Origin of the sequence: Dyadobacter sp. CY261, assembly GCF_021440085.1 — a bacterium.
Taxonomy (GTDB): domain Bacteria; phylum Bacteroidota; class Bacteroidia; order Cytophagales; family Spirosomataceae; genus Dyadobacter.
In genome coordinates this window covers 721,117-739,003 of record NZ_JAKCPW010000001.1, presented here as the reverse complement: position 1 = coordinate 739,003, position 17,887 = coordinate 721,117, and the positions used below count along the sequence as shown (strand labels likewise).

Sequence of the window (17,887 nt, the reverse complement as noted above, 5' to 3'; positions counted from 1 at the left end):
CGTTTTGAAATAATCAGAATTTCAGGTTCAGGTTAACACCATAGGAACGCGTCGGGGGCGTACCGGCAAACTCCACGCCCTGCGCGTTGCCGTTATTATAAGTCGCTTCCGGATCGATCACCGGCACTTTTTTCATCAGCACAGCCAGGTTACGCCCTACGACCGAGACGGATGCGCCTTTGAATGGCAGCTTGGCCAGGTAGCGGTTCGGGATCGTGTATTGCAGGATGATCTGGCGCAGTTTGATAAAATCCGATTTGTAAACAAATGGCGTGGCAATGGCCGAGTACCAGTTGCTGTAATAGGCTTGTGCCGGGGCCTTCGCGGTGTTGGGTTCCCCGCTTTCGGTCACGCCTTCGCCGGTTACACCTCCTTCACGACCCACCAATGTAGCTTCGTGCAAACCGAAGCGGTAGGCCAATGCATTGGTACCCGAATAAATGTACCCACCGAACTTACCATCCACCAACACACTGAGGCTGACGCCTTTGTAGTTGAATGTGTTGTTCAAACCCAAAGTGTAAGGTGACACGCCCGAACCGAACGTCTTGATATTGCCAGCCATCGCAAGGCCCTGCGAGTTGTAGACGATCGCACCGTTCGCATCGCGTTTGAAATCGTATCCTTTAATCTGACTGTATGGCTTGCCCACATCCTGGTGGATGAACGCCGAACCCGGCCGCGACTGGTCTACCCGCAAGGTTTGCAGATCGCCGTAAAGGCTCAGCACCTCGCTGGCATTGTAGCCCATGTTGAAGGAAGCATCCCAGGTGAATTGCTTGCCATTGACGATGGTAGCACCCAGTAATAACTCGATACCACGGTTACGGATCGCTCCGACGTTGAACAAAGCGCTGGTATAGCCGGAAGTCTCTGAAATAGTTGCACTAACAATGTCGTCTGTCGTTTTACGATCATACACCGCAAGATCGACGTTCAAGATATTATTGAACAATTTAGCCTCAATACCCAATTCCGAAACGGTCGAAGTCAATGGTTGCAAACCGCCATTCGGCACGCGGGTACCGTTGATCTGCGCCAATGCCGAACCTAAATGCGCACCGCTGAGAGCATAGTATAGCGAAAGATTATAAGGATCGGTATCCCCACCGGCCTGTGCCCACGATCCACGGAATTTGAGATAATTAATCACCGAAGGCATTTTCAAAGCCTCCGAAGCCACGAAGCTCACACCGAATGATGGATAGAAAATGCTGTTTTTCCCCTTGGCAAGCGTCGAAAACCAGTCGTTACGCGCGGTGGCCGTTACGAAAAGGTAGTTATTATAGGAAAACTCCGCCGAGCCATATACCGAATTGATGCGCTTTTCAATGTAAGCCTCAGTGACGGTACGCGCCGCGGGATCGATGTTTGAAACATCATAAAAAAACGGAATGTTGAAGCTGTTGTTCGCCGAAACCTCATTCAGGTTAGTTACCTGCTTCATCATATTACCCCCAAAAAGCCCGTTGAATGCAAATTTTTCGCCAATCTTTCTGTTGACACCTACCAGAAGCTCTTTGTTGGTTTCGGTAAACTCGCGGAGCGACGACGTATAACTTCCTCTCAGCACATAACCTGTCCCATAGGGCTCGATGCTTTTGTAACGGTAATTGAAGTTATCAAAACCAATGCGGCCTTTGAGATACAACCAGTCGGTAATGGTGTATTTGGGTTCAAATGAGGCGATGATACGCTTTTTATTGTCATCCTGCTGAAACTGCTCGGTCGCGAAGTAAGGGTTTTGGGTATACTGATTGTCTGACCACACCTTTTCGTTGCCATTCGCATCGAACTGCGCGTTTTTAAGCACATCTACATCGAGCGACGTGGGTAGCACATACATCGCAAAGTTTGCATTTCCCGGCGAGTCGTTCACCCGCGGACGGTTGTGGTTTTTCTCGATAATATATTTCGCATTTGCCACAAACGAGAGGCGTTTACCGAGGTTACCATTCGTATTCAACGCAAAGTTATTCCGGCGAAGCGTGTTATTCGGCAGCACGCCTTTATTATTCAAGTCGCTCATTGAAAGGCGGTAAGTTACCTTTTCGGTAGCGCCGGTGACCGCCACAGAGTTTGTGAATGTGGTTCCTACGTTATAAAACTTGCGCAAATTGTCCTTCGCGGCCACGTAAGGGCGCTCTACGCCATCATAGTTCATAGAGTTACTGCCATCGAGCTTACCGCCGAAGCTATTACGCGTCGCAGTTTCAGCCACAGTGGTTGGTTTGATACCGTTGCTCCCCAGGCCATATTCGTATTGATAATCTTTATAGGATTTGAACAAAAGATCTTCCGCCAGAAAATTGCTATTCACTTCTACGCCAATGCCCTTATCGGCTTTGCCTCCCTTGGTAGTCACCAAAATAGCGCCATTGGAAGCCCGGGAACCATATAATGCGGCGGCGGTAGCACCTTTCAGAACACTGATGCTTTCAATTTCGTCGGGGTTCAAGCTGGATATCCCATCACCTCGGTCAGAGCCGGTCCAGGCACCGTCGCGATTGGCACCGATGGCTACTGAGCCCAGGTTATCGTTGTTAATGGGAATACCGTCAACAATGATCAGCGGCTGGTTATTACCCGAAATGGAGCCGTTACCCCTGATCACTATACGCGAAGAACCGCTCGGTCCTGTCGCTGTGCTGGAAATGTTCAAACCGGCCACTTTTCCGACAAGGCTATTCGCAATGTTGGTCGAGCGCGCCTGCGTGAGTTCTTCGCCTTTCACTTCGGAAATGGCATAACCCAGTGCTTTTTTCTCCTTTTTAATACCAAGGGCAGTTACGACCACTTCGTCAAGCGTCTGCGTTTCCACAGCCATTTTCACGTCGATCACCGAGCGCTGGCCTACCGTCAATTCCTGTTTCTGGAAACCAATTGAAGTAAACACCAGCACGGATTCGGAAGATGGTACATCGAGTTCATATTTGCCGTTTACGTCGGTGTTTGTTCCATTAATAGAACCTTTCACGAGCACGTTCACGCCGGGGAGGCCTTCGCCGGTGTTATCCGTGACCGTCCCGCTGATTTTGATATCAGCTGCTACTACACGGCTACCTGCAAACACCTGTAAATCTGTCGAAGGCCTACCATCGATGGCCGAAGTTTCCATTCGCTTTGGCAAAATCATGTAGGCATTCTTGCGCACCTTTTTGAGCGTCAGGTTCGTCGACTTCAACAGTGCCTCCATGTTCTTTTCCGCCGAAATATTTTTGTCGAACACAAAATCCGGGACGGAAATGCCACTCATCTGGTTTTCCTCGAAGAGAATATCGGCATTATAGTATTTTTTGAGTTGCAAAAGCACGTCAAGTAACTTCACCTGGTTGGTGATTTGTTCCGGCGGGAGCATGCGGTTTTTATGCGCATTCAATGCCAGCACCTGGGCGTCGAGTGGCGGCGCCGCAGTGAGCATCAGGCCACAGCAAACAAATGACAGTAATGATCTTTGTTTCATACGGGGATCTGGATAGGGATATTTACAATATTTTCACTTCTGCAAAATCAAATATGCATCGCCTTCCCGCGCCAGGCGGAAATTGAAAAGCTCGGAAAGCAAACTCAGCAGCTCCTCCCCGCTCTCGGGCTGGAATGTGCCGCTCACGGTGCGGTGCGCAAATCGGTTGTCTTTGATCTCCACTTTAATGCCGTAATGTTCCTGTAACTGGGTGGCTACTTCCGACAATGGTGTTTTGTCGAAAACGAACCGGTTACCGGTCCAGGCGGTCAATTTCTGCGTATCGGCATTGGGCTTTACAACGGGTCTGGTAGCCGACTTTTCCATGGTTACCAGGTCGCCCGGTTTCATCACGAGCTCCTTTTTCTGCCGGCCCTCCGAGAAAAGCACGTGTACTTTGCCCTTTTTAAGCAAAACCTTCCCGCCTCTCTGCCTTGTGTAAACCGAGAACTCCGTCCCCAGCACCATCACCTCGAAATTCTCTTCGGTTTTGACCATAAACCGCTTGTTATCCATGGTGTGGGTTACATTAAATAATGCCTCACCATTCAGCTTTACTTCGCGGGTGTCTTCTCCAAAGCCGAACCTCGGGACTTGCATCGAAGTGTTGGCATTGAGAATGACCTTCGTCCCATCTGAAAGTTTCACCGAGCGCGTCTCACCGAACTTCGTAGCATAGGTTTTGTACAGAATGTGCTCGCGGCCAAGCCAGGCGGTCATTCCGAGGACGAGCACGGATGCGGCCGCCATTAACCACGTGCGACGGCCTGTCCGACTTGTGCCTACAACCAGAAACGGCTCCTGAACTTCTTCCCCGCCCGATAATGCGGCATTTGGATTTTCGCGCATGTAGCGCACGTAAGCATCATAGCGCTCCTGGCCGTCGGGCAGGAACTGCGGCGATTGCGACTGCCATTCGGTAAGCCATTCAAAATATAATTCCTGGTTTTGAATATCCGCAAGCCATTCCGCGATCAGCCGCTTTTGTGCCGGACTTGCATTACCGGCGAAATACTGGAACAGGAGTGCCTTGTTTACTGACAATGTGTTCATATCAGTGTTTTTAAATATCGAAAAGTGTTAAGAATGTTTTAGAAGTGAATGCTTAGCTAAAAACCGAAGCAAGGGCCAGCAGCCACGACCAATGATCTTTCAATCCTTGCCGTAATGCACTTAATGCCTTACTAATATGCCCCTCGACCGTCCGGGTCGACAGGTTCATTTCCGTGGCGATCTCCTGGATTTTTTTGTTTTCGAAACGGTTTAGCATAAATACTTTCTGGCATTGCGGCGGCAATTGCTCTACGAGCCGGTCAATGCGGCTGGCGAGTTCTTCGAAATACATCAATGCCTCGGGACGCTCGGTCGACGCCACATCGTAGTGCGGCATCAACTCGAAGGAATCGGTGTTTTTGAGCTCGCTGGCGAGAAAATTATACGCCCGGTTCTGCACCGATTTGAAAAGATAAGCTCGGTAAGAAGACTTTACGGATTCATACGACCGGTTCTTCCAGAATGCATAAAACATCTCTGAAACCAGATCCGCGGCGGCGTCTTTGGAATACAAAAAACGCACGGCATACGAACACAGCGGGCTATAATACAGCCGAAAGAGCAATGCACAACCCTCTTCGGGGCTCTGCTCGAATGTTTTACGAATAAAGAGCTCCCGGTCTGGATAGACCCGGTCTGGATGGACCCGGTCGACCTCGCTCACGAACTGACCCTCTCGTGGCTCCCCCCTGCCTATTTCCCAGGAAGACTCCTTCTCGTTGTACTCCGAACCCGGCTCTGAAAGCATTAGTAAACTTTAAATATAAATGGGTATATTTCTAAAACAGGCATTTAATACTAAGACAGGGAAATGGGGAAGGACACGCGGTTAATTGATCTATATTTTTAAAAAATTGCATTATTCAGGATTGTTTGCGTCGGGTCGACGAGATTTCATTGGTGTGATTACCAATATCTTATGGGGTCTGACTTTGCAGCGTTAATACCCAAAAAAGTGCAGAAAATTTTTAGGAGAGTGCGAAGGGGATCGCCGACCGGGGGACGGAGGATAGACCGTAGACCATTGACCATAGACCATAGACCATGGACAATGGACCATGGACCATGGACCATGGACGGCGTAGTGCCACTTTAGTAATGATAGTTCAAAACAAACTCAGCCATGGTCCATCGTCTATGGTCCATGGTCTATATGCAACCATCATCCATATTCAGCCAACGGCGGTCAGCCGTCAAAAACTAATACCTGCTGTCAGCTGAATTCCTCTCGCTCTGGAAATCGTGCGATTCTCACCGGTGGAGGGATCTGTGTAAGTTTCCCGTTTTTTAATGTTTTGGACCACTCGGACGCCGATGGGAATGGTGATTTTGCCTATGTCCACCTGGACGCCTGCACCTACCAGTGCGCCTAGCCGGTCGTCATCTGTGAAGTTAATTTTTTCCTCGCCGGTTACCGGCGAACATCCGCTGCCGTCAATACAGATCCGCCCGGAAGATTTAAAAGTCGAAGAACTGTTTATCGACCAACTGGTACCAAGCTCTGCGAAAGGTCGTATTTTACCTCCTAAGATGGTATAACGGACTAGCAAAGGCAAGGAAATCGACCTTGTCTTCGACTCGAGTTTTATATAATAGTTGGTATTTTGTTCCCCCTGCTCCTGGGTATTCCTGAACCCGACAAAATAGGGCTGCAAATGCGCAGACCAGCCTTTGGGAGAATTCTGAAGCCGGTAACCTACGTCCAGGCCAGCCATTATGCCGGTAATGCCCTTGAAATTCTCTTGTTTGGGTGAGAAGGTCATAAACTGCGGCCCTACCATCGCACCGAAATGCCACCGCCGGGTGTCACTTTCCGACTGTCCGAATAAAAAGGCCTGAGTAAAGGCAGTCAAGACAATAATAAAGAAATATTTCTTCATAGCTATACAGGTCTTTTTGTAACCAATTGATACATAAATGTACCCATTTAGCAACATTAAAGGTCTACATTTTATGATTTTTTAAAGAAAAATTAATCTTCTGCTGACTCAGAAAACCACTCCGGCTGAAATCTGGACCACTTTGGTTTTCAGATTCGAGTACGATGCAGCATTCACCGCCGGATCATAGGTGCCGCTATACCGGCGGACACTCTCTGCGATACGTATCGTGATTGGAATGGTCACGTTCCAGACGTCTACTTCCAACCCGCCGCCCGCTTGTATCCCGAAACCATCCTGCTTGGCAATATCCTGAATATTGATAAGCGTATCAGTGGCGTAACATCCCGCAAACCCACACGTTTCCCTGCGCACGTTGACAGAAAAGCCTGTCCGAAACCGCCAACTAACTCCCGCTTCCACAAAAGGCCTGACTCTTCCGCCCAGAACGGTGTAGCGCACCAGCAATGGCACGGTAACGGCTTCCCATTTCCATTTTGACTCGGTGTAGTACATACTCTGAGCTGCACCATCGGTCTCGGTTTTTTCAAAAGTGCTAAAATTGGGTTGAAAATGGATCGATGGCCCGGATCTTGCTTTTTCAAATGCATAGCTGACGTCCAGTCCGCCTATTATGCCTCTTGCGGACCCCATTTTGGTCGTCTCGTAGATTTTTCCTTTGAACTGGCGGCCGGCCATTACGCCAAATCGCCAGTGACGGCCCTCAACCGGTGACTGGCTATAAACCTCCCAGGGCAGTAACCAGAGTGCAAGCAACAGCATGTAGGAATGTCTCATAGAAGCTAGGTTTATTTGTAACCCAATGACACCATAATTCAAACATTCGTTGTATTAAAACATGAAGTATTATTACTTATCCGGCTGCGCTGGCATGGGAGCCGTGGCTTTCCGCCGAGCAAGTCTTCACAACTCTGACCACTCTTAGCAACCCCTGACTTAACCAACTCACCCCAGCTCTTCTAAGACCTTCTTCAACAAAGCCTTGGTTTGCCGTATCCCCTCGTCGTTGGTAGGCTTCGTAGTGTCGCCACCCATGTCACGCATTAAACCGCCCTCGTATTCAATGCCCACAATACCATTGTTCCAGCCCGATTCCTTAATGATCTTGAACATCTTAATAAAATCAGTTTCCGGATCGTTTCCGTTCGCATTGAACTGGTGGGTTTTGGCGCTGATACCCTTCGCGTAAGGCATCATTTTCCTCACGCCATCGTATTTGTCGTGCTCCTTCACACACTTCGTTGCCATGATACCTTTGATGTCCTGGGTCTCCGGCTTGCTTCTTTCAGCGCAGAAATTGCCAAAATCCGGCAACAGGCCTTTGTTCGATGCTTTCAATTGTTTCATCACACCCACCAGCCAATCGGGGTCGGTGGAGACGCCGAAGTGATTTTCGACAATTACATTCAGCCCTGCTTTTCCTGCATATTCGAGCAGTTTGCCATAGCCATCTACCGCCGCTGTCGCCAGTTCAGTCGGTGTTCCCTCCTCTTTTTTACCCGAAAGCATCGCCATCGCATCGCCGAGGTTCACGCGAATCGCGGAACAACCAAGATATTTGGCTGCATCCACCCAGGGATAATGTGCCTCGACAGCCTTCAACCGCGCCACATTGTCCAGAGCCGTCAGGTTTTCCCCGTCGACCATAATAAGGTGGTTTTTCAATCCCAGGTCGTCGCAGCGCTGTTTAAGTTCTTTGAGGTATGCCCGGTCTTTATGTTTGTTGTTAAAAAAACCTGAAACGTATTCAAGTATCGTAATATCATAGTCATTCTTGGCGCGGGCGGGGAAATCCATGTTGGTCATTTTACCGCTGAAAAGCTCGGACGCGAAGGAAAACTCGGCCAGTGAAATATCGAAATTGAATTTGGCCGCGGGTGCGGCAAGCGAATCCATCGAGGAAAGCCCCAAACCGGCGGTGGCAAGCCCAAGCTGACCCAGAAATTGACGACGTGAAGTGTTCATGCGTAGATTTGTTAGAATTTAAAATCATTTGAAACAAAAATGTTTTACCCGGACGTTGGTTAATTAGGCTTGTTACAGGTTAGACTGACAATGTTGCTGAGGGAGACACTTTCATAATATTCTGACCAAAAAATTGAATTTTACCAATCGAAATTAACAGCACAATGATAAAGAAAATTTTCTTTGTGTAAAATTTACGCATTGAAATTTAATCTTGATTTCTGCAAATTACCCATGGAGCATAATTTGAAAGAATTTTTTGACAAGGCATTGAAAGAGGTTTCCCTCGACTGCACCGTGTTTGGTTTTCATGAAGGCGAACTGAAAGTACTGCTGCTACGCTGGAAGGGAACGGATGAATGGAGCTTGCCGGGTGGTCATATCCTGCTGGATGAGTCGGCCGATGACGCTGCCAACCGCATTCTCACCCAGCGTACGGGCTTGAACGACATTTTTTTACAGCAATTCTATACCTTCGGCAATGTAAACCGCTATGTGTATCATTCCGAAAAAGAACTCCTCGAAAAGCTGGAAGCAACCTTTGGAAAGGGCTTTTTTGACGGCATCATTTTCCGCCGCGTTGTATCCATCGGCTATTTCGCCCTGGTGGAATTCGACCAGGTGCAACCCACACCTGATTGGTTTACCGACGAATGCCGCTGGTGGTCGCTCTCTGAGATTCCTAATCTCCTTTTCGACCACAACGAAATGGTCGATCGCGCATTAAAAGCCCTCCGCCAGCGCATCCGCAACCAGCCCGTCGGCTACAACCTTCTTCCCGAAAAATTCACCATGCCTGAACTCCAACGCCTATACGAGACAATCCTGGGCCGCCAGTTCGATAGGCGTAATTTTCAGAAACTGCTTATGAGTTATGATATTCTGGAACGCCTGGACGAAAAACGTGTAGGCGCTGCCAACAAGTCGCCCTATTTATACCGCTTTGTGAAGGAGAAATATGAGCGGGCTGTGGCGGAGGGGGTTTCGTTTGCGATGTGAGAGGTTTTGGGGAGGAAGGAGGAAGTTTGTCCTCCCTTCTCCTTCCTCCCATTGTCAAACGCAGTAACATTCACCCCCCAACACCTTTTAAAACCAGCAATCCAATCCTAACTCCTGAACCATTCAATGAGCCAATCCCCCAACCGCCGCGAATTCCTGAAAACTGCCGGGCTTACTACCCTTGGACTGACCGTTTTACCTAATTTGATCACCCGCGCGGCCCCGAGCGATCGGGCGCGTATAGCGCATATCGGTTTGGGTGGAATGGGAAATAACCATATGAAATGGTTTGCGAATTTGCCTGATGCCGAGATTGTCGCACTTTGTGATGTGGATGAGCTGCATTTGGGAGAAACTAAACAGCGGCTGGAAGAAATGAAGCCCGGCATTAAAGTGGATACGTACGGGGATTTCCGCCGTGTTCTGGAACGAAAAGATATTGATGCGATCACGGTGGCGACGCCGGATCACTGGCACGCGCAGATCGCAACGCTGGCGTTTCAGGCTGGAAAGGATGTGTATGGTGAAAAACCGCTTTCGTATTGTTTGAAAGAAGGCAAAATGATGCTCAAACAGCTTGAAAAGCACAACCGGGTGTTTCAAATGGGTAACCAGATCCATGCGGGCGATAATTTTCACCGCGTTGTCGAGCTGATCCGGTCGGGCTCGATCGGGAAGGTGCATACGGTGCGGCTCTGGAAAAAGCCATCGACCAAAGAGCTCGGTTCTCCGACGGTGCAAGCCGTTCCCAAAACGCTTAATTGGGACATGTGGCTCGGTCCGGCACCATTTACCGAATACATTCCTGAGAAATGCCATTTTACCTACCGCTATTTTCTCGATTACTCGGGCGGCGAATTTGCTGACTTCTGGTGCCATATTGCCGATGTAATGTATTCGGCGATCAGTCCGAAGGGCCTCACAAAAGTAAGTGCACGGGGAACCGCATACGAGGGCATTGCCGACGCGCCGAAGACGCTGGATGTGGATTATGAATTCGATGGACTGAAAGTACTCTGGTCATCGACCCCACCAGACGTACCAGGTGCGGCAGAGCGCGGCATAGGCGCGTTTTTCGAAGGTGATAAGGGAACGCTTATCTGCGATTACAACACCCGCGAACTGACGATCAATGGTGAAAAAATGACCGATATTGCTTCCGTGCCTGTGACCAATCCCCGCTCACCTGGCCACCAGCAGAACTTCATCGACTGTGTGAAGTCAAGAAAACAACCCGAGTCAAACCTGGCCTACGCACGGGAAATGACGATCCCTATGCATTTAGGGTTGATTTCGTATCGTTTGAAACGCGAACTGACCTGGAATGCAAAGAAGGAAAAGTTTGTCGGTGATAGGGAGGCGAACAAGTTTCTATCGCGCAAACCTAGAAAGGAATGGAATTTGGTTTAATGTAATTTTTACATGTAGTCTGTGTTTCAGACGGCCGGGAGATGGCCGCGCAAATTATCAAGCCTGGTCGGCTGGTTTTACCTTCATTGAATGAAGGCTGGCGGTTCAATTTTCACAAACAGGCCCAAAAGAAGGATTCCCAGGCCTTCGTGCTGGTTTGTGAGAACACCCCCGAGGTAATCGAGGATAAGCCCTATGATTACACAAGTCTTCATGACTTTGTCAAACGCTACCTTAAAGTCCTCGGCGTGACCCAAAAACAACTCGCAGAGCTATTCGAAATGAAAGACAGCAACCTGCACAAATACCTCACCGGCGAGCGGAAGCTGAATGCGGACATTGCTTTTAAACTAGCTTCTTTTTCGAAAACCAGCCCTGAGCATTGGTTCCGGCTCGAAATAAGGAACGAATTAAAAAAATTGGGCAGTGGAAAAGGTGCTGAGTTTGAAAAGTATGGCTATGAAAAGCTGGTGCCTGTTGCGGAATAATGCTAGCACAGCTTTATTTGGTGGATCAGGAGGAATTTAATGCGGTTGGTAGGGGTTGTAATGGCTGGGTTGTCATACTAAAAAATGTAGTGTATAACCGAACCATACTTCATCCGACAAATGCGAAAATTCATCCTGTTACTCGTTACTCTTTCATTATGCCCGCCGGCGATCGCCCAAAACAAATGGAAGCTGATTGCCGAAGAAGAGCAGATCCGCATTTATTCCTCAGCCGTTCCCGAATCGAAGATTAAAGCGATTAAAGTGGATTGCGTGGTGGACGCTTCGGTTAACCAAATGGTGTCTTTAATTCTTGATGTGGAGGCGGGCACGCAGTGGGTGTATAAGACCAAGTCCTGCACACTTGTCAAGAAGGTCTCTCCTACTGACTTGTATTATCATTCCGAAATCAGTCTGCCATGGCCGCTGGACAACCGTGATTTTGTGGCGCACCTGATGGCAAAGCACGACCCTGCAAGTGGCGTCGTCACGATCGACGGGCCGGTGGTTTCCGGCATGGTGCCCGTAAAAAAGAATGTCGTCCGTGTGAGTGACTCCAAAGGGCGTTGGGTACTGACGCCGGTGGGTGCCAAAACCCGCATTGAATACACGCTCCATACCGATCCCGGCGGCTATGTGCCGGCCTGGGCAGTAAACGCATTTGCGGCGGAAGGGCCTATGCAGACATTTAAAAGTATGAAACAGCAGCTCGGATTGCCGAAATATAGGAATGCCTCCCTTACATTTATAGCTAATTAGAAAGGTTATAGCATGTAAAAGAAAAAAGAATGAAAATCAGAAGTTATGAGCTGTTCCAGGTCCCTCCAAGGTGGTTGTTTTTGAAAATTGAAACCGATGAAGGCATAGTCGGCTGGGGCGAGCCGGTGATCGAGGGTAAAGCTGCGACGGTCGCGGCAGCTGTTCACGAATTGATGGAAGCTTTGATCGGCAAAGACCCGCTGGATATCGAAGGCCATTGGAATACAATGTACCGGGGCGGTTTTTACCGCGGCGGGCCGATCCTGATGAGCGCCATAGCAGGCATCGATCAGGCGCTTTGGGATATCAAAGGCAAATTCTTCAATGCACCCATTTACCAACTGCTTGGCGGCAAGTGCCGTGACAAAATCAAAGTCTATTCCTGGATCGGAGGTGACCGGCCCGACGAAGTGGCGGGTGCCGCAAAAGAATGCTTCGACCGTGGTTTCAAGGCCATAAAAATGAATGCCACCAATGAAATGCAATACATCGATTCTTTCGAAAAAATCGATCTGGCTATCAAAAGAGTGGCATCGATCCGGGAAGCGTTGGGTTACCAGATCGAAATCGGTGTGGATTTCCACGGCAGGTTGCATAAACCGATGGCCAAAGTACTGGCCAAGGAATTGGAGCCATTCAGGCCGATGTTCATTGAGGAACCCGTTTTGCCTGAAAACAATGAGGCATTGCGCGAAATCGCCCAGCATACTTCCATCCCTATTGCCACAGGCGAACGGATGTTCAGCCGGTGGCATTTCAAAGACCTGCTCATGCACGGTTATGCCGACATTATCCAGCCTGATCTCTCCCACGCCGGCGGCATTACCGAATGCAAAAAGATACTTTCTATGGCCGAAGCCTTCGACGTGGCGGCCGCACCGCATTGTCCGCTCGGGCCCATCGCGCTGGCCGCTTGCCTGCAAGTGGACGCTACCTGCCACAATGCATTCATTCAAGAGCAAAGCCTGGGCATTCACTATAACCAGGGAAGCGATCTGATGGATTACCTCACCGACAGAACGGTTTTCGACTATAACGATGGGTTCGTCAATATCCCGTCGGGCCCCGGCCTCGGCATTGAAGTCGACGAAACGGTAGTACGCAAAATGGCCGAAATTGGCCATAACTGGAAGAATCCGCTGTGGTCGCACGAAGATGGCAGTGCGGCGGAGTGGTAGTTTTTTTATGAACGAAGGAGGAAGGGAGGACAAGACAAAGAAAAAATAGCTTAATCCTTCCTCCCTTCCTCTCACTAGCTTAACGCCCGCCAAATAGCCCTTTCGATGGGGCTATTGCCATTTACAGACAATTCTTCCCGCAATAACAGCGGCGGTTGCGCCATGAATTTAGGCTCTTTGCCGCGGTGCGGTTGGGCAGCGTGGACGAGGAATGGATGGCAGAGATAAACGGTGCCTGCCTTGCCGGTGGCGAGCGCTGTTTCGCGCTGTGGCATGGCGTCGAGCCTTCCGGCGATTTCCATGAATGACAATCCAGCCTCGCCTTCCGTGCGTAATGCACGCGCGACGTCCATGTGCGAACCTGTACGTATACGTGTAGGCGCATCGCGCTCGCTCACATCCGAGTACAGGAAAAGCATCAGGAGGGCCCTGCCTTTTGAATGTACATTTACCCGCCATTCCCAAAAGTTGGCCGGATTATCACCAGGAAAACTGGCATCCACGTGCCAGCCTGCATCGCCGGGGTCCTCATCAGATGGAAAACGAACTGGAAATGTACCCATACTATGGCAGGGCAGCCATTTACCTACACCTACCAACTGGTCAAACGACCTGTGCAATACCGATGTATTGGCTGATGTTACAAATGGCTCCTGCGAATACATACCCAGGCGGATCACTGGTTTTGTCCAGGTTGTGGAGTCGTTTCTATTGATTCCGAGGTCGCGCCAGAGGATGTCGCGCACCTGATCGGCGAGATCCGTCGGAAAGGCGTTTTCCAGTTTTATGAAACCCTGGGTTATGAATTGATCTATTTGTAGGGGACTCAAGTCTTCTTGCATAGCTCCAATAATTATTGCGGTTTCCGCAATGCTTTGCCGCGTTTTGAAAAGAAAATAATGGATAATAGCATTTCAGGCCTTCGGTGAAGGCGTTCGTCGGGGATGACGATCCTGGGGATATATCAGAGCATTGGAGCGAACCGCATAGTGGCAAATGTATATTATTTACTTCTATTTTACCTAACCATGTCAAATTCAAAGTAAAAACTACCATATTCAGTTTTGGCTGGTTGGTTGTCGGGCATCGTTGCGATTTTGCGGCAGAATCAGATCATTATATCCATGAAAAAATTGGCACTTCTGCTTTGCCTATTGTTCCCTGTCGCCGTTGCCGGACAGTATAGTGCGAATAATATACTTGCTATCAAAGAAATACATCAGGGCGTTGTCTGCGACTCATGCATTGTCACCATGGCGGGCAGCATCAGTACCGCTCCGGATAAGGTTTCCTTTCTGACGCCCAACCACGACAACCAGTTTCTTTACACAGACGCCACCCTGACCAGGGAGCTTTCAACTGTCGATCCTTCTAAGTTTTACGTCGCGATGGGCCGTTTTTCGCTTGATTTCTATCCTTTTACCCGCGTTCTCGTCCATAAAGGCGATACAATCCCGCACCTTGACTTTAACCATTTGCAATTCAGGACTTTGGTGAATGGCACGTTAAAAAACGATTGGACCGACGTTGCTTCGCTCAAAAATGATCCGGATTTCTACATTGGACATGGTGATATGAAATCCTTCCGGGACCAGCCTGACAACGTGAAAACTACTCCCGCAGAGCATTACCATGCCGGCAAATTCGAGCTTCGGCTCAATGATTCCCTGAATGTCGAATTCAGAAATAAAAATAGCTTGGCGAGCGTGTACCACTTTTCGATCACCCGAGTGCGCAGCGTACCCGATTATTTCAATTTTGTCGATTTTTCATCCGATAAAAGCTTTGAAGACATCCTGAATACGGAAATCAACAAAGTGCGCACGGAGCAAGGGCCTCAGGTCAGCCACTTTGAAATAGCTGCCGGCCATTCGGCATTGCTTCGGTTTTCAAACCACGAGCAATACCATTTTTTTGGCAAGACACCCAAAAATAGCGGGATCGAATACGCGATCGGGAAACCTGAAAACTGGCAAAGGCTAGGGGGCGAAAGCAATGCAAAATTCACGACCGGTTACACCTACATTTACCTCGACAAACCAAAGGCCGGCGAGACTGTCAGGATATTTCTACGGTATCGACACCAACCTGAAAGCATTCATGAAGTGACCGTCAGCGTTGGATATTATCCCGGAACGGCGAAATGGGTGGATCTCGCATTAGCCATTGTCGGCGTGATTTTACTTGCACTATTGGCTGTTTTTATCCAAAAACGACGTTACAAACGGCAGCTAACAAACGTCAATCGCAAGAAAAACGAAATTGAGAACCAGTTGCAATTGCTAAGCGGACAATTGAACCCGCATTTTCTTTTCAATTCGCTCAATGCTGTGCAATCGCTGATACGGCAGGAGGACCCGGAAGCGGCCAATCAGTACATTACCGAAGTGGCTACCTTCATGCGCATTATCATGGACAGCGGGCGTAAGGAGCTTGTGTCGCTCTCCGAGGAAATTGCTATCGAGGAAAGGTATATCGCATTGGAACAAAAGCGGAAACCATTTGAATACCATTTCCAAAACGAATGTGGTCATGACCTTGCCGCTATCGATTTTCCACCATTGCTTTTACAACCGATCATCGAAAACAGCATCCGCCACGGTCTGAATGAGCGCGTCGGAAAGCCAGCACTGAGCATTACCGTCCGCTGCAACAAAACGGACCTCTTCGTCGTGATTACCGACAACGGTATCGGGTTCGATCCTTCGGTAAAACCGGCGGGGCACGGTCTTTCCTTAACCAACCGACGCATTGCGTTGATCAATCAGAAATTACCTGCGATGCAAATTATCCTTCAAACCAATACTACCACAGGCGGGGGAACGATTACCGAAATCCGCTTATTAAAATGGCTGTCATAAACCCGATCCGCTGCTTCATCCTCGACGATGAGATCCAGGCCGTGCGTAACCTGCGCCTTGCGCTCGAGATGCATTGCCCGCAGGTGGAAGTGGCGGGACACGCACACAATGTCGCCGACGCGCAGCAATTTTTAGCCAACCAGCAAACGGATATCTTGTTTTTGGATATCCGTCTGCAAAATGAAACCGGTTTCGATCTTTTGAAACGGCTCGCCGGGTATCAGGGCAGCATTATTTTCACCACGGCTTATGATCATTATGGCATTCAGGCCGTCAAGTTTGCCGCAACTGATTACCTGCTCAAACCACTTGATCATCGCGAACTGGTGGAAGCAGTAGGCAAGGCTGTAAACCGAAAAAAGGAGCGCGACCAGAGCACGCAGATCGCCATGCTCATCCAATCGTTCGAAAATATGCCGACGCAACGGCAGAAGAAAATCGCGCTGGCAGAAGCCAATGAGATTCATTATGTGCAGATAGACGACATTGTTTTCTGTAAATCGGACAACAGCTATACCACATTCTATCTTCACGGATCCAAGAAAATCACTGTCAGCAAGCCAATTTCCGAATATGAGACAATCCTGGAACCTTATGGTTTTCTGCGGACGCATCAATCTTACCTGATCAATAAAAACCGGATCGTGTCATTTAAGAAGGAAGATGGCGGATATTTATTAATGGAAGGAAATTTTCAGGCCATTGTGAGCAAACAACGGAGGCATCTTTTAAAAGGGCTTTTCTTATAAAAAGCTACATGTCTTTCCCACGCTTCCAGATAAACCCGTCGATCACATAATGTGTGATCTGCGGAACGGCCAGAAAAGGAACGATCAACGCCAGCGCCGACTTGTCGGCTCCGAGCGGGAAGTGGTAGAAGAGCGAGAAAAGATTGCGGTGCTCCTTCCAGACGGCCCGGTCCCAGAGGCCTTCTTCGAAGTAGGCCAAAAGAAAAATAAGGCCCAGGAACAGCAAAACGCCATATTGCCCGAAGAATATCGGAAGCAGCCTGCCAGATTCCGCGCGGGCTGCTTCTTTTTTACCAAATATCCATATCAGCGCCATGTACGGAATGCCGTGGCTCACGACGTTCAGCAAAGTGAATGCGAGGTCGCCATTGAAATACACAATACCAAAATACCACGACACCAGCGTACCCGTGATAACGGCGATACGGGGGACGTTCAGGGTCCGAAAATGCAGAAAATAGTGTATTTCCTTGATCGTGTAAACGAATAGCATGATGAAGTACAGCGCAGTAGCTATCCATAATGCCGCATGGGAGTTTGAAATAAAAAACTCATGCTCGACGAACCAGTTGAAGCGCCTGTCGCCGGACAAATGCCAGTAGAGCAACGGGTAAATGGTAGCATAGTAAACCGTAAACTGATCGACATACCGGTACCATGCGGGGGTTTTCTCGAAACGGCTGTACAACCGCATGAAACCATATTGCTGCCTTACAAAATGGTACACGGCCAGATAAGCCAGCACCCGCCAAAACCATATTCCATTCACTAAGTAAATCCCCGACCCGATCACCAGCGCCAACACCGGAATGCCGATCAGCAGCGGTTTGAAACGGGCGTAAAGCTGCCGGTTCAGATAGGTGCGGTAAAGGGTGCTGTACACATGGGCGACGTCTATGAGCAATATCAATACTATCCACCAACTGTCGGGTATATCGGCATTGTCCCGGAATATCTGGGGGAAATAAACCACTACCAGCAAGCTCAGAAACGGAGGCGCGAGGATAAAAACAATGTCGGTCAACGGCTTACCCAGCCATGGTTGCCTGGTTTCCATAGTG

The 17,887-nt window shown here is 49.1% G+C and carries 15 protein-coding genes; 7 read left to right on the top strand and 8 right to left on the bottom strand.

All coding sequences use genetic code 11. From position 1 onward, the window contains the following. Positions 1–13: 13 nt before the first annotated feature. From LZD49_RS03060 to LZD49_RS03035, 6 genes are all read right to left on the bottom strand, one after another. Positions 14–3,463 (bottom strand): SusC/RagA family TonB-linked outer membrane protein, encoded by a 3,450-nt coding sequence (locus tag LZD49_RS03060; RefSeq protein WP_234665844.1) that lies wholly within the window; start codon positions 3,461–3,463, stop codon positions 14–16. Positions 3,464–3,496: 33 nt separating this feature from the next. Further along, on the bottom strand, positions 3,497–4,516 hold the full coding sequence (locus LZD49_RS03055) for a FecR family protein (protein WP_234665843.1): 1,020 nt from the start codon (positions 4,514–4,516) through the stop codon (positions 3,497–3,499). Between the two features lie 52 nt (positions 4,517–4,568). Continuing rightward, complete coding sequence (locus LZD49_RS03050; protein WP_234665842.1) at positions 4,569–5,264, bottom strand: RNA polymerase sigma-70 factor; 696 nt, start codon at positions 5,262–5,264, stop codon at positions 4,569–4,571. Between the two features lie 445 nt (positions 5,265–5,709). Continuing rightward, on the bottom strand, positions 5,710–6,396 hold the full coding sequence (locus tag LZD49_RS03045; protein WP_234665841.1) for an outer membrane beta-barrel protein: 687 nt from the start codon (positions 6,394–6,396) through the stop codon (positions 5,710–5,712). 108 nt (positions 6,397–6,504) lie between these two features. Beyond that, positions 6,505–7,194 (bottom strand): outer membrane beta-barrel protein, encoded by a 690-nt coding sequence (locus LZD49_RS03040; protein WP_234665840.1) that lies wholly within the window; start codon positions 7,192–7,194, stop codon positions 6,505–6,507. Positions 7,195–7,362: 168 nt separating this feature from the next. Then, the gene (locus LZD49_RS03035) at positions 7,363–8,382 is read right to left on the bottom strand and encodes a sugar phosphate isomerase/epimerase (RefSeq protein WP_234665839.1); all 1,020 of its coding nucleotides are present in this window, start codon (positions 8,380–8,382) and stop codon (positions 7,363–7,365) included. Positions 8,383–8,616: 234 nt separating this feature from the next. On the opposite strand from LZD49_RS03035, the gene LZD49_RS03030 reads away from it, so the two are divergent. From LZD49_RS03030 to dgoD, 5 genes are all read left to right on the top strand, one after another. Beyond that, positions 8,617–9,381, top strand: a complete 765-nt coding sequence (locus tag LZD49_RS03030; RefSeq protein WP_234665838.1) for an NrtR DNA-binding winged helix domain-containing protein — start codon at positions 8,617–8,619, stop codon at positions 9,379–9,381. A gap of 126 nt (positions 9,382–9,507) precedes the next feature. Then, entirely contained in the window at positions 9,508–10,791 is a 1,284-nt protein-coding gene (locus LZD49_RS03025; protein WP_234665837.1) for a Gfo/Idh/MocA family protein, read from the top strand. Between the two features lie 41 nt (positions 10,792–10,832). Continuing rightward, positions 10,833–11,279, top strand: coding sequence for a helix-turn-helix domain-containing protein (locus LZD49_RS03020; RefSeq protein ID WP_234665836.1), 447 nt, complete (start codon positions 10,833–10,835; stop codon positions 11,277–11,279). A gap of 120 nt (positions 11,280–11,399) precedes the next feature. After that, complete coding sequence (locus LZD49_RS03015) at positions 11,400–12,038, top strand: START domain-containing protein (protein ID WP_234665835.1); 639 nt, start codon at positions 11,400–11,402, stop codon at positions 12,036–12,038. Between the two features lie 29 nt (positions 12,039–12,067). Beyond that, positions 12,068–13,216, top strand: a complete 1,149-nt coding sequence (gene dgoD / locus LZD49_RS03010; RefSeq protein ID WP_234665834.1) for a galactonate dehydratase — start codon at positions 12,068–12,070, stop codon at positions 13,214–13,216. Positions 13,217–13,290: 74 nt separating this feature from the next. Here the strand turns inward: dgoD and LZD49_RS03005 are convergent, their stop codons facing one another. After that, the gene (locus LZD49_RS03005; RefSeq protein WP_234665833.1) at positions 13,291–14,058 is read right to left on the bottom strand and encodes a phytanoyl-CoA dioxygenase family protein; all 768 of its coding nucleotides are present in this window, start codon (positions 14,056–14,058) and stop codon (positions 13,291–13,293) included. 282 nt (positions 14,059–14,340) lie between these two features. Between LZD49_RS03005 and LZD49_RS03000 the strand changes: the two genes are divergently transcribed. Then, on the top strand, positions 14,341–16,077 hold the full coding sequence (locus LZD49_RS03000) for a sensor histidine kinase (protein WP_234665832.1): 1,737 nt from the start codon (positions 14,341–14,343) through the stop codon (positions 16,075–16,077). After that, positions 16,065–16,826, top strand: a complete 762-nt coding sequence (locus tag LZD49_RS02995) for a LytTR family DNA-binding domain-containing protein (RefSeq protein WP_234665831.1) — start codon at positions 16,065–16,067, stop codon at positions 16,824–16,826. Before LZD49_RS03000 ends, LZD49_RS02995 begins: the two co-directional genes overlap by 13 nt. Before the next feature lie 4 nt (positions 16,827–16,830). Here the strand turns inward: LZD49_RS02995 and LZD49_RS02990 are convergent, their stop codons facing one another. Further along, positions 16,831–17,883 (bottom strand): hypothetical protein, encoded by a 1,053-nt coding sequence (locus LZD49_RS02990; RefSeq protein ID WP_234665830.1) that lies wholly within the window; start codon positions 17,881–17,883, stop codon positions 16,831–16,833. Between the last annotated feature and the right edge of the window lie 4 nt (positions 17,884–17,887).